We start from the raw sequence: 11,863 nt of genomic DNA, 5'->3' as shown, positions 1-11,863 counted from the left end.
TTCTTAACTTAACATCACCGTCACTCCGCAATCACCTATTTATAAGCGAGCGGCTGGGACGTTTGAACGATCCACCGTCGAACCGGGGGCAACAGCTCACGACTCGTACTCGGCCCAGACGTACCGCGTCCCGTAGCTCCGGTACGGGCGCCACGCCTCGGCGATCTCCCGCATTTCTCCCCGAGTCAGCTCCGCCCCATCGTTGTACACTTGTTCGATCCCCTTCCGCACCGCGAGGTCGCCGAGCGGGAGCACGTCCTCGCGTCCGAGCGCGAAGATCAGGTACATCCGCGCGGTCCACTCGCCGATGCCGCGGATCTGGGTGAGCCGGCCCACGGCCGCCTCGTCGCTCGCGTCGGCCAGCCCCTCGCGGGTCAGGTCGGGGTCGCCGTCGCGGAACGCCTCGGCCGTCGCGCGCAGGTACTCGACCTTCGTCCCGCTGAGCCCGGCCTCGCGCAGGGCGCCCTCGTCGGCCGCGAGCACGCGGTCCGGCGTCGGGTCGCCGCCGAGGACCCCCACGAAGCGCTCGCGGATGGCCGCCGCGGAGGCTGTCGAGAGCTGCTGGTTCACGATCGAGGTGCAGAGGCGCGCGAACTCGTCGGCCGCGGGCTCGATCGCGAGCCGACCGTGTCGGTCGATAAGCGCCGCCATCGTCGGGTCCTCCCGCAGGGTCGCCGCGACTCGGTCGTCCATCGGTCCGGGGTTCGGGCCGGAGCCACCCGACCGTTTCGGTCGCGGCCGCGGTTACGCTCTCGACGACCCCGTCGGCCCGCGGGTCGGACCCGATATAAACTTACCTTGGGTTTCCCGTTTGGAAGATGGAAACGTTCAACCATGACGGTTCCGACCGTTGCCGTATGCAACTGGAAGACGTCCAGCACGTGACGGTGCTCGGTGCCGGAAATATGGGCCACGGCATCGCGGAGGTCGCCGCCCTCGCCGGCTACGACGTGGCGCTGCGGGACATCGAAGAGGAGTTCGTCCAGGACGGCTACGACCAGATCGAGTGGTCGCTCGGCAAGCTCGCCGAGAAGGACCGCATCGGCGACGACGAGGCCGAGGCGACGCTCGACCGCGTCGAGGCGTACGTCGACCTCGAGGAGTCGCTGGCCGAGGCCGACGTGGTGGTCGAGGTCGTCCCCGAGAAGATGGCCATCAAGAAGGACGTGTACGACGAGGTCGTCGAGTACGCGCCCGAAGAGGCCGTCTTCGTCACCAACACCTCCAGCCTCTCGATCACCGAGCTCTCCGAGGTCACCGACCGGCCCGAGCGCTTCTGCGGGATGCACTTTTTCAACCCGCCGGTCCGGATGGACCTCGTCGAGGTCATCTCCGGGAAGCACACCTCGGAGGACACCCTCGAACTGATCGAGGGGCTCGCGGAGTCGATGGGGAAGACCCCCGTCCGCGTCCGGAAGGACAGCCCCGGCTTCATCGTCAACCGCATCCTCGTCCCGCTGATGAACGAGGCGGCGTGGATCGTCGAGTCCGGCGACGCCACGATGGAGGCGGTCGACTCCACGACGAAGTTCGACATGGGGCTCCCGATGGGCTCGTTCGAGCTCGCCGACCAGGTCGGGATCGACGTGGGGTACCACGTGCTGGATTACATGCACGAGACCCTCGGCGAGGCGTACCGCCCCTGCCCGCTGCTCGTCGAGAAGGTCGAGGCGGAGACGCTCGGGAAGAAGACCGGCTCGGGCTTCTACGACTACGAGGACGGCGAGGGCGCGCAGATCCCCTCGGACGCGATCGACGGGGACGTCCGGAAGCGGCTCCTCGCCGTGATGGCCAACGAGGTCGCCGGGCTGATCGGGAACGACGTCGCCGACGCGCCCGCCATCGACCGCGCCGTGATGCTCGGCGCCGGCTTCCCCGACGGCCCCGCGAAGCTGGCCGACGGCGAGGGGCTCGACGAGCTGGTCGACGTCCTCGACGACCTCCGCGAGGAGACCGGCGAGGCGCGCTACGAGGCGACCGACTACCTGCGCGAGGCCGCCGAGGCGGGCGGGTTCCACGGCGGGACCGACGACGGGGAAGACGCCGAGGGCGACGACGCGCTCGCGGACTACGACACGCTCAACGTCGCCGTCGAGAACCGGGTCGGTCACGTCGAGATCGACCGCCCGCACCGGATGAACACGATCAGCGGGGAGCTGCTCGACGAGCTCGCGGACGCGATCGACCGGCTCGACGAGCACGACGAGGTACGGGCGATCCTCCTCTCCGGCGCCGGCGACCGCGCCTTCTCGGCCGGCGCCGACGTCCAGAGCATGGCCGCCGGCGGCGCGGAGCCGATAAGCGCCGTCGAGCTCTCGCGGCAGGGGCAGCAGACGTTCGGGAAGCTAGAGGCGTCGGACAGCCCCGTCGTCGCCGCCATCGACGGCTACTGCCTCGGCGGCGGGATGGAGCTCGCCACCGCGGCCGACATGCGGATCGCCTCCGACCGCTCCGAGCTCGGCCAGCCCGAGCACGACCTCGGGCTCCTCCCGGGCTGGGGTGGTACGCAGCGCCTCGCCCGGATCGTCGGCGAGGGGCGCGCGAAGGAGATCATCTTCACCGCCGAGCGCTACGAGGCCGAGACGCTGGCCGACTACGGCTTCGTCAACGAGGTCGTCCCCGGCGAGGAACTCGCCGAGCGCGGGCGCGAGCTGGCCGAGTCGCTCGCCGCCGGCCCGCCGATCGCCCAGAAGTATACGAAGCGCGCGATGCACGCCGGCCGCACCGACGGCGAGGCGGGCTTGGAGGTGGAGGCGATGGGCTTCGGCCACGTGATGAACACGGACGACCTCATGGAGGGCGTCACGGCGTTCATGGGCGACGGCGAGCCGGAGTTCGAAGGGAAGTGAGGTTCCGTTCGCTCCGCCTACCTCCCCAGCTCCGCGGCGAAGAACGTCCACCGCCCCTCGTTCCCGTCGTCTAGAGAGTCGGCGGCCTCCCGCTCGGCCTCGACGGTGAAGCCCGCTTCTCAAAGGTGTTCGCGGGTCCGGGCGGCCCCGGCGATGTACCACTGCATCTCGACGCCGGTGTCGAGCCAGTCCGGGTTCGTCCCCGCCCACTCGTCCGTTCCCTCCGAGAGGAGCAGCCGTCCGCCGTCGACGAGCACGCGAGCGAACTCCTCGAGGACCCGTCGGCGCTGGTCCCGCGGGACGTGGATCAGCGAGTGGTACGCCGTCACCGCGTCGAAGGAATCGGCGCGAAAGGGGAGCGCGGCCACGTCGCCCTGCACGAGCGACGCGTCCGGAACGCTCTCGGCGGCCAACTCCAACTGCGTTCGGGAGACGTCCAGCCCGGTCGCGGTCGCAGACGCGCTCAGGTCGCGCAACACGGGTGCTCCCTGCCCGCACCCCGCGTCGAGGACGCGCGCCGACTCGGGCAGCGACCGGCGGAACCGAGCGAGGATCGCTCTCCCGCGACCCTCCCGACCTCGGTCGGCGGCGTACGTCTCCGCGAGCGCGTCGTAGCCCCGACGAACGACGTCTTTGTCCACCATGTGAGCCGAATCCGAGACGCGGCTGTTGAAGCCTTCGGTCGCCGGAGACGACCGCCGGTCCCTCGCTTCGCCGTTCGACTACAGCGGGGTGTCGGCCGCCGAGACCACTTGTCCGCCGACGCTGACGACGAGGTACGCGACGGCCGCGACGAACAGCGCGGCGCCGAGGACGTTCGAGATTCCGGGCAGCGCGGCCTCGACGAATTCGGGGAGGGTCGTCGCGCCGGACAGCGGGACGAGGAGCACGGCGACGCCCCTGCGGAGGGACCGTTCGAGGGTCGTCTCTGACATAGCGTCGGGAGCGGAACGCGGAGAAGTAAGTTTCTGACGGTCGCGGGTCGGCTCGCTTAGACGTACCCTTCCTCGACGAGCAGCTCGCCGTTCAGCAGCGAGGCGCCCGCCGCGCCGCGGATCGTGTTGTGTGCGAGGCAGTTGTACTTCGCGCCGGCGTCGGTCGACTGGACGCCGCCGGCGACGATGCCCATCCCATCCGCGTACGTGCGGTCGAGGCGGGGCTGCGGGCGCTCCGGCTCGTCCTCGCCGAACACCTTGATGAGCTGGTCCGGGGAGCTCGGGAGTGAGCCGACGCCCTCGAACGAGCGCATCGCCTCGCGGAGGTCCGCGGCCGAGGGGTCCTCGGCGAACTCGGCGAAGACGTTCTCCAAGTGACCGTCGAGGGTGGGGATCCGGTTACAGGAGGCGGCGACGTCGGCCTCGTGGAGGTTGACCTCCGCGCCGTCGAACTCGCCGAGGAGCTTCCGCGACTCCGTCTCCATCTTGTTTTCCTCGCCGCCGATGTGCGGGATGGCGTTGTCGAGGATCTCCATCGAGGTGACGCCGGAGTAGCCCGCGCCTGAGACCGCCTGTAGCGTGGAGACGCGGACGCTCTCTAGGCCGAACCGGTCGATCGCCGCGAGGGTGGGCACCATCGTGATCGTCGAGCAGTTCGGGTTCTTCACGAGGGCGCCGTCCCAGCCCCGCTCGTCGCGCTGGACCTCGATCAGGTCGAGGTGGCCGGGGTTGATCTCCGGGATCGTGAGCGGGACGTCCGCCGCCATGCGGTCGTTCGAGGAGTTCGAGGAGACGACGTACCCCTCCTCCAGGAAGGCGGGCTCGACTTCGGCGGCGACTCCCGAGGGGAGCGAGGAGAACAGGAGGTCGACGTCGTCGTCCGCGATCCCCGCGGGCGTCGTCTCCGTCACCGTCATCTCCGCGACGCTCTCCGGGATGGGCGTGTCAACGCGCCACTTGGCGGCCTCGCGGTACGTCTTCCCGGCGCTGTCCGCGCTCGCGGTGACGGCCGCGAGGTCGAACGTCGGGTGATCGTCGAGCAACTGGATGAACCGCTGACCCACGGCGCCGGTGGCGCCGAGGATGCCGACTCGTACAGACATTGCGCGTGGGTCGGTCACAGGGACGTAAGTGCGTTCGGATACGCGCCGATTCCGCCGGTCGCGGGCGGTGACCGCCGTCGTAGCGTCGACCGAGCCGGTCGACGATCCATCGTCGAGAGCGATCACAGATCGACGAACGGTCGCTCACAGCCAATATACAGCTATGTAAATTCGCCTATAAGTTATATTTCCGGTGATACGTCAACTCTCGTGTCGGGGAGGTATTAAATACTCTCGCGTGAGTGGTGGTGGTCATGACCGACTTCGGAGCGCTGTCCGTCGCCCCGCCGTTGCTCGCGATCGTCCTCGCGGTGATCACCCGGAAGGCGGTGCTCTCGCTGTTCCTCGGCATCTGGTCCGGGGCCGTCATCGTCACCGGCGGGCTCGGGATCGTCCAGACGTTCGAGTGGATCGTCGCGGCGGTCTCCGACGAGTTTCAGGCGACGATCCTCGTGTTCACCCTGCTTCTCGGCTCCGGCGTCGCCATGGTGTGGAACCTCGGCGGCACCGCCGCGGTCCGCGACTGGGCGCTCGACCGCCTCGACTCCCAGCGACAGGCCGGGCTCGTCGCCTGGGGGCTCGGGATCGTCCTCTTCTTCGACGACTACGCGAACACCGCGATCGTGGGGTCGGCGATGAAGGACGTCTCCGACCGCCTCCGGATCTCCCGCGAGAAGCTCTCGTACATCGTCGACTCCACCGCCGCGCCGGTGGCGACGCTGGGGATCTCCTCGTGGGTCGCGTTCCAACTCTCGCTCATCGCCGAGGGGTACGACTCCGCCGGGGTCGCGGCGGCGAACCGGCCCGGAACCTTCGAGGTGTTCGTCTCCTCGATCCCGTTCAACATGTACGCCATCCTCGCGATCGTGATGGTCCTCCTGATTGTCGGCTCGGGCCGCGACTACGGCGAGATGCTCACGGCCGAACACCGGTCGTGGACCGCCGGGAAGGTGACCCGAGACGAGGCGGTGCCGATGCAGGACGTCGCCGGCGAGCTCGGCGATCCCCCGGCGTCGACGCCGCGGCTCGCCAACTTCTTCGTGCCCGTCGCGGTGCTGATCGCCGTGACGATCGGGACCGCGCTGTGGTCCGGCGAGTTCTCGCCGGTCGGCTTCGGCGGCGACCTCCTCGCCGTCGAGCTCGGCGCGGCCGGCGGGCGGCTGTGGGACGCCGCGCTCAACGCCTCCTACGAGGTCGCGCTGATGATCGGCTCGTTCGCGATGGTCGCCAGCGGGTTCGTCCTCGGACGGGCCTACGACATCTTCGGGGTCGGCGACGCGACCGAGTACACGATCGACGGGTTCGGGATCATGCTCACCGCGGCCTCCATCCTCGTGCTCGCGTGGGGGATCGGCGAGGCGATCGACGCGCTCGGCACCGGCGCCTATGTCGCGAACGTCGCCGTGGGCTCCGTCTCGGCCTCCCTCCTGCCGGCGCTCGTGTTCGTCGTCGCCGGCCTCATCGCGTTCTCGACCGGCACCTCGTGGGGGACGATGGGGATCGTCACCCCGATCGCGATCCCGATCGCGTGGGAGATCAGCGGCGGCGGCGCGGCGGGCCACACGCTCGTGGCGGCGATGGTCGGCGTCATCTTCTCGGGCGCCATCTTCGGCGACCACAGCTCGCCGATCTCCGACACGACCGTCCTCTCGGCGACGTTCACCGGCGCCGACCTGATCGACCACGTCCGCACGCAGATCTACTACGCGGTCACGGTCGCGGCCGTGGTCGTCCTCCTGCTCGTCGTCTGGGGGGTCACCCGGGTAACGCCGCTCGCCCTGCTCCCGTTCGGCGCGCTCCTGCTCGCCGGCCTCGTCTACCTGCTCTCGGAGTTCGACGCCTCCCGGCGCGGGATCGACCCGGTCTCCGTGTCGGAGCGGCAGGACGACGAGAGCGGCGCCGTGATCGTCGCCGGCACCGAGCAGGACGACTGAGCGCGCGGCGGACCTTTTAAACGCGTCCGCCGGCTACCGTCGGACGCGCGCCCTCAGTCCCCGCCCGAGTACTCCCCGATGGGAGCGATGACAGCGCGGAGAACCCAGGCGCGTCACATCCGGTCGCTGACGCGACCCGCCCGTCGCCGCGCAGGCGACCGCCCGCCACGAGGGTTTCCCGGTCGACGCGGCACGCCGCCGGAGATGAGACCGGTCGTTAGTGTTGCGGGCGACATTCCTCCCCCGGAGAGCGGCCGCGCTCGCCTACTCCGTGTCCCGCAGCACCAGCGGTCCGATGGCGAGCGTCCGCTTCGCGAGGGTGAGGACGCGGAGCACGTAGGAAACGAACAGCGAGAACGGGAGCAGCGTGACCGCGAACGCGGCCGCGACGACCAGCGTGAGGTGGTCGAACCCGAGCGTGCGCCCCGGGAACGTCCCGACGTCGACGACCGCCACCATGGCGCCCGCGACGACCAGCGCCGGCACCGCGGCGTACAGGATCAGTCGCGAGAGGTCGATCAGGGCCCACTGGAAGTACAGCGTCTTCACGTGCTCGCGGGCGGGACCGAACAGCGACAGGGCCTCCGTCAGGTCCCCGAGGAGGTCGCGCTCGTCGGCGGTGAGCGACTCGCCGTGGTCGGCGGCGACGCGCTCCGCGCGCGATATCTCGCGGCCGTACGGGAAGTCGAGGGCGGCGAACACCACGTCGAACGAGCCGAACCGAGCGCCGTTGAGCCGGTCGCGCACGGCGTCGGCGCTCTCGCCGACCGACGACGCCAGTCCGTCGACATCCTCCCGGAGGGCGGGCTCGTCGCGGCGGTCGGCCTCGCCGGACCCGTCCGCGCCGCGGTCGCGTACAGACTCCCGAAGTGCGTCGGCGCGGTCCGACGCGGCGCCGAGAAGCGCGTCGAGGAACGCGGCAGGGTCCGTCGGCGCCGGCGAACCGAGGAGCGCCGCCACGCTGTCCCGGACGGCGAGCGAGCCGTCCATTCGGTCGCGCTGGTCGCCGAGCGGCCCGTTCTCCTGCGTGAGCACGAGCTGGCCGATCGTGACGACGAGCGTCGCCCCGGTGACGATCGCCGTGATCATCGCCGAGAACAGCGTCTCGATCGGGTCCTTCGCCTCGACCTTCCCGGCGAGCGACGGCGAGATCCCCGCGGCGATCGCGACCGTCGCGGCGAAGACGAGGAATGTCAGAACCCCGGCGACGACGATCCGGTCCGCGCGCAACAGGAGCCACAGCTTCACCCGGCTCTCGCCGGCCCGCCCGCGCATCGTGTCGGTGTCGTCGTCGCCGGCGTCGGGTCGATCGGCGGCGGGGGTGTCGTCGTCGCCGGTGTCGGGTCGATCGGCGGCGGCCTCGCCGGTGCCGCCGCCGTCCGCGTCGCGTTCGGCGGTCATCGGGCCTCGTCGCGCACCGACGAGCCAGAGACGCAGTGAGTCGCGTCCGCCTCCCGGTCGCCCATGTCGTGCTCGAACCCCTCCTTGAGCGGCGGTCCGTCGCGCCGCCTGCGGCCCGCGAGACCGCCCGCGACACCGGCCGCGTCGGCCCCGGTTCCCGCTCGGATACGATTCCGGCGTCTCACGGCGACTCACGTCCGTACATGACGGGGGACACGACGCCCGTCCGGCACATAAATACACGGTGCGTTACGCGAACAGTTCGGGCGGCTCCGGCGCGGTGAACGGATTTTGGCGCGGCCTATCGAACCGCCACTCCGGCCGACGGCCACGCGGTGCTGACGGTCGCGTCGCGGTGGCTAGGCCGACGGTTCTCCCGCTCCGAGGGCGCCATCTCCGTCCGCTCAGAGCCGGCCCGGTTGGCGCTCGGGCTTCTCCGGACCTTCGAGCGACGCCGCGGGGGCGTTGTCCCGCCGCAAGCCACAACCGCGCGCTCGCCGAACGGACCCGTATGTCCGCCCCCGACCTCAGCGTCACTCTCGTCCGCAACGCCACCGTCCTCGCGACCGTGAACGGGAGCACCTTCCTCGTCGACCCGCTGTTCGCGTCTCGGGGCGCGCTGCCGCCCATCGACGACACGCCGAACCACCGCGCGAACCCGCTCGTCCCGATGCCCGACGTCGACCTGTCGCACGACGCGGTGATCGTCACCCACCGCCACCCGGACCACTTCGACGACGCGGCGACGGAGGCGCTCGATCCGGACGTCCCGGTGTTCTGCCAGCCGAGCGAGGCCGACGCGTTCGTCGACGAGGGGTTCACCGACGTGCGACCCGTCGAGGACGCGGCGTCGTTCGCGGGCGTCGACCTCCACCGGACCCCCGGTCGCCACGGCCACGGGGAACTGGCCGAGAAGATGGGTCCCGTCTCCGGCTTCGTCCTCGACGGCGACGAGACGCTGTACGTCGCCGGCGACACGGTCTGGTACGGGCCCGTCGCGGAGACGCTGGACCGGTTCGAGCCGGACGCCGTCGTGCTCAACGGCGGCGAGGCGCGGTTCAATCAGGGACCGCCGATCACGATGGGCGTCGACGACGTCGCCGCCGTCCGCGAGGCCACCGACGCGGCGGTCGCCGTGGTCCACATGGAGGCGATCAACCACTGTCTGCTCTCGCGCGAGGAGCTCCGGTCGGAGACGGAGGGCGTGGCGGTCCCCGAAGACGGCGAGCGCGTCGCGTTCTAGCCAGGCGACCTCTCCGCTTCGGTTCTCCGCGAAGCCTCGCGGCTCGGAGTGTCGCTCGCCGCCAGAAGGTCCGGGTGCGAGAATCGAACCCGAGGCGAGACTCGCTCCGCTCGTCTCGCGTGATTCAATTTCGCCTTCCGGCCTTGTCACTCCTCCCTGCGGTCGTCGTGAGAAGGTCCGGGTGCGAGAATCGAACCCGCGTCTCAGCCTCCACAAGGCTGAAGGATAGTCCACTACCCTAACCCGGACACGCGTCGATATCTACCCCGCTTTGATAAATAACCGTTACGACTCCCGGACGGGCGTGTGACCCGGTGCCGTTCGGCGATCGGTCGCGCTCGGCCCGGGTCGGTGACCGGCCGCGCTCGGCCTCGGACGACCGTTTCACCGACGGCGACGGCGACCACGCCGTTTTTACTGCCAGCCGGCGTATCTGACGATAACCGTGGCGTTCACCGACAAGATCTACGTGAAGAACCACCGGCAGCTCGCCTCCCAGCTTGAGGCGAACGTCCCGAAGGGGGCCTTCGCCGGCGCGACCCTCGACATGCTGTTCACCGGTGACGGGCTCTCGAAGCTCGACTCCACGACCCGCGACCGCATCCTCGACTTCGCCGAGGACTTCCTCGACTGCGACTGTCAGGCGAACCCCTACTGCGGCTGTCCCGAGGAGAAGTTCATGCGATACGTGCTGGAGCTTCGGGCCGAGGGGCTCGGCCCGCAGGCGATCGTGGACGTGATGACTGACGACTACATGGTGTACGCGTACACCGGCGACGTGCTCTCCTTCCTCGACGACGCGGTGCGGAACCTGGAGGCCGTCGAGACCCTCGCCGACGTCGAGGGCAACGAGGAGATGTCCGAGCGGGCGCGGCGAGCGAAACGAGAACTGTCGGGGTAAGACGAAACGAGGAGCTGCGATTCCGTCGGTTCGAACGTTCACTTATATATCGTTTCCGTCGGTGGGGCGGTGAACGCTCCCGAACCCCCAGCCGCTTACTTATAAACGACTGATCTGGAATCAACGGTGGACACCCCCAAAGCCCCAGCCGCGAGGTCTCGCGCGACTCGTTGCGCTCCTCGCTCGGTCGCTCTCGCTCCCTCGCTGTGGTGTCGCCGGCGGCTTCGCCGCCGGCTGCCCGTGGCGCGTAGCGCCACCCTGCTTCCGTCGTCGTGCTTCGTCATTCCGGGAGACTTCGTCTCCCGTCTTCCCGCTCGCGTTGCTCGCGAGAATCGCGACTGCCGCTTTGAATCCCACCCGACCGCCGGAAGACGGTCCTGCTCGCTCACTCCGTTCGCTGCGCGTGCTGCGACTTCCGTGCTCCCGCTCGCTTCGCTCGCGGGACCGCAACCGCACCGCCGCCTCACGCCTCCCCAACCTCGTCGGCCGCCCTCCTCGTTGCTTCGGGCGGCCGACTCCCTCGCGCGAGCGAGTCGCGCCCTCCGGGCGCTCCTCGGCACGCGCCACCGCGTTCCTATTTATAAATCGTGGCGCCGGCTTCCGGCCGATTCGTCTTCCCGTCCACGTGGAGCCTCCGAACGGTCTAAGTGCGCTCGCGCCCGAACTCGATCAATGAGTCTTCGGCCCGCGTGGCTGACGTTCAGACGATACGCGGCGGCGACGACGGGGATGACGCTGACGCTGTTCGCGCTCGGCGTCTACACCGCGGCGACCGGCTCCGGGCTGGCGTGCGAGGCCCAGTGGCCGCTCTGCTCCGACCAGCTCATCCCCGCGCTGACGATCAACCCGGACTTCATCGAGTGGTTCCACCGGGCGTGGGCGATGATCACCGGGTTCCTCATCATCGGGACCGCCGGTTGGACGTGGCTCGGGAGCTTCGACCGCCGGACGCGTCTCGCGGCGACGCTCGCGGTAGCCATCCTCCCGCTGCAGATCACCGTCGGCGCGATCACCGTCACAGTCGGCGGTCTCGTCCCCGGCGGCTACACCGTCTCGACGCACGCGGCCCACCTGATCGTCGCGCTGACGATCTTCACGCTGCTCGGACTGACGACCATCTGGGGCGGCGGCCGGGGGTCGGCGCGGCTCCTCCGGATCGCGGCGACCGTCGGACTCGTCGGGATCGTCGCCAGCGCGGTGTTCTCGCGGGCGGTCCCGTTCGTCACGTACTCGCCGGGCGCGCAGGCCGGCTTCTACGCGACCGGGCTCGCGGGGCATCTCGGACTCGTCGCGACGGTCGCGTTCGCCACCGAGGCGGTCCGGTCGGGCTACGCGGGCGTCAGCCCGTCCGCGGCCGGGCGAGTCCGTCTGCTCGCCGCCGGCGCGATGGCCGCGCTCGTCGCGACGCTCCTCCTCGGGCGCGACCTGGTGTTGTACACCGCGGGCTGGGAGCGGATCAATCTCGCCGCGCTGGGCGTCGCGGTCGCGCTCGCGGCG

At 70.0% G+C, this 11,863-nt stretch carries 10 protein-coding genes, 1 tRNA gene and 1 pseudogene; 5 read left to right on the top strand and 7 right to left on the bottom strand.

The window, feature by feature from the left end:
* Positions 1-96: 96 nt before the first annotated feature.
* The gene (locus DJ81_RS03770) at positions 97-693 is read right to left on the bottom strand and encodes a DNA-3-methyladenine glycosylase (protein ID WP_094588550.1); all 597 of its coding nucleotides are present in this window, start codon (positions 691-693) and stop codon (positions 97-99) included.
* A gap of 164 nt (positions 694-857) precedes the next feature.
* On the opposite strand from DJ81_RS03770, the gene DJ81_RS03765 reads away from it, so the two are divergent.
* On the top strand, positions 858-2,849 hold the full coding sequence (locus DJ81_RS03765) for a 3-hydroxyacyl-CoA dehydrogenase/enoyl-CoA hydratase family protein (RefSeq protein WP_094588548.1): 1,992 nt from the start codon (positions 858-860) through the stop codon (positions 2,847-2,849).
* Between the two features lie 17 nt (positions 2,850-2,866).
* Here the strand turns inward: DJ81_RS03765 and DJ81_RS03760 are convergent.
* The 3 genes and pseudogenes from DJ81_RS03760 to asd all read right to left on the bottom strand — a co-directional run bounded on the left by DJ81_RS03760 (position 2,867) and on the right by asd (position 4,887).
* Positions 2,867-3,493, bottom strand: a pseudogene (locus tag DJ81_RS03760) (class I SAM-dependent methyltransferase).
* A 78-nt stretch (positions 3,494-3,571) separates the two neighbouring features.
* The gene (locus DJ81_RS03755) at positions 3,572-3,784 is read right to left on the bottom strand and encodes a hypothetical protein (RefSeq protein WP_094588546.1); all 213 of its coding nucleotides are present in this window, start codon (positions 3,782-3,784) and stop codon (positions 3,572-3,574) included.
* A 56-nt stretch (positions 3,785-3,840) separates the two neighbouring features.
* Positions 3,841-4,887, bottom strand: a complete 1,047-nt coding sequence (gene asd, locus DJ81_RS03750) for an aspartate-semialdehyde dehydrogenase (RefSeq protein WP_094526104.1) — start codon at positions 4,885-4,887, stop codon at positions 3,841-3,843.
* 254 nt (positions 4,888-5,141) lie between these two features.
* On the opposite strand from asd, the gene DJ81_RS03745 reads away from it, so the two are divergent.
* Complete coding sequence (locus DJ81_RS03745) at positions 5,142-6,821, top strand: Na+/H+ antiporter NhaC family protein (protein ID WP_094588544.1); 1,680 nt, start codon at positions 5,142-5,144, stop codon at positions 6,819-6,821.
* A gap of 264 nt (positions 6,822-7,085) precedes the next feature.
* On the opposite strand, the gene DJ81_RS03740 is transcribed toward DJ81_RS03745, so the two are convergent.
* Together DJ81_RS03740 and DJ81_RS18665 are read right to left on the bottom strand one after the other, a co-directional pair.
* Positions 7,086-8,222 carry a hypothetical protein gene (locus DJ81_RS03740; protein WP_094588542.1) on the bottom strand — a complete coding sequence of 379 codons (1,137 nt, stop codon included), beginning with the start codon at positions 8,220-8,222 and terminating at the stop codon, positions 7,086-7,088.
* The gene (locus DJ81_RS18665; protein WP_141212525.1) at positions 8,219-8,407 is read right to left on the bottom strand and encodes a hypothetical protein; all 189 of its coding nucleotides are present in this window, start codon (positions 8,405-8,407) and stop codon (positions 8,219-8,221) included. Before DJ81_RS18665 ends, DJ81_RS03740 begins: the two co-directional genes overlap by 4 nt.
* A 326-nt stretch (positions 8,408-8,733) precedes the next feature.
* On the opposite strand from DJ81_RS18665, the gene DJ81_RS03735 reads away from it, so the two are divergent.
* A complete protein-coding gene (locus DJ81_RS03735) occupies positions 8,734-9,465 on the top strand; it encodes an MBL fold metallo-hydrolase (RefSeq protein ID WP_094588540.1) in 732 nt (243 codons plus the stop codon).
* A gap of 175 nt (positions 9,466-9,640) precedes the next feature.
* On the opposite strand, the gene DJ81_RS03730 is transcribed toward DJ81_RS03735, so the two are convergent.
* A tRNA-His gene (locus DJ81_RS03730) sits at positions 9,641-9,713 on the bottom strand.
* A 197-nt stretch (positions 9,714-9,910) separates the two neighbouring features.
* On the opposite strand from DJ81_RS03730, the gene DJ81_RS03725 reads away from it, so the two are divergent.
* Both DJ81_RS03725 and DJ81_RS03720 read left to right on the top strand, forming a co-directional pair.
* Positions 9,911-10,366 carry a DUF5814 domain-containing protein gene (locus tag DJ81_RS03725; RefSeq protein ID WP_094526118.1) on the top strand — a complete coding sequence of 152 codons (456 nt, stop codon included), beginning with the start codon at positions 9,911-9,913 and terminating at the stop codon, positions 10,364-10,366.
* Between the two features lie 672 nt (positions 10,367-11,038).
* Positions 11,039-11,863: COX15/CtaA family protein (locus DJ81_RS03720; RefSeq protein WP_094588538.1), on the top strand; the 825-nt coding region annotated here is incomplete at its 3' end.

Source organism: Halorubrum sp. Hd13, from assembly GCF_002252755.1.
Taxonomy (GTDB): Archaea; Halobacteriota; Halobacteria; order Halobacteriales; family Haloferacaceae; genus Halorubrum.
Note: the sequence above shows the minus strand (reverse complement) of the source record. Positions and strands in the feature narration are given on the sequence as shown.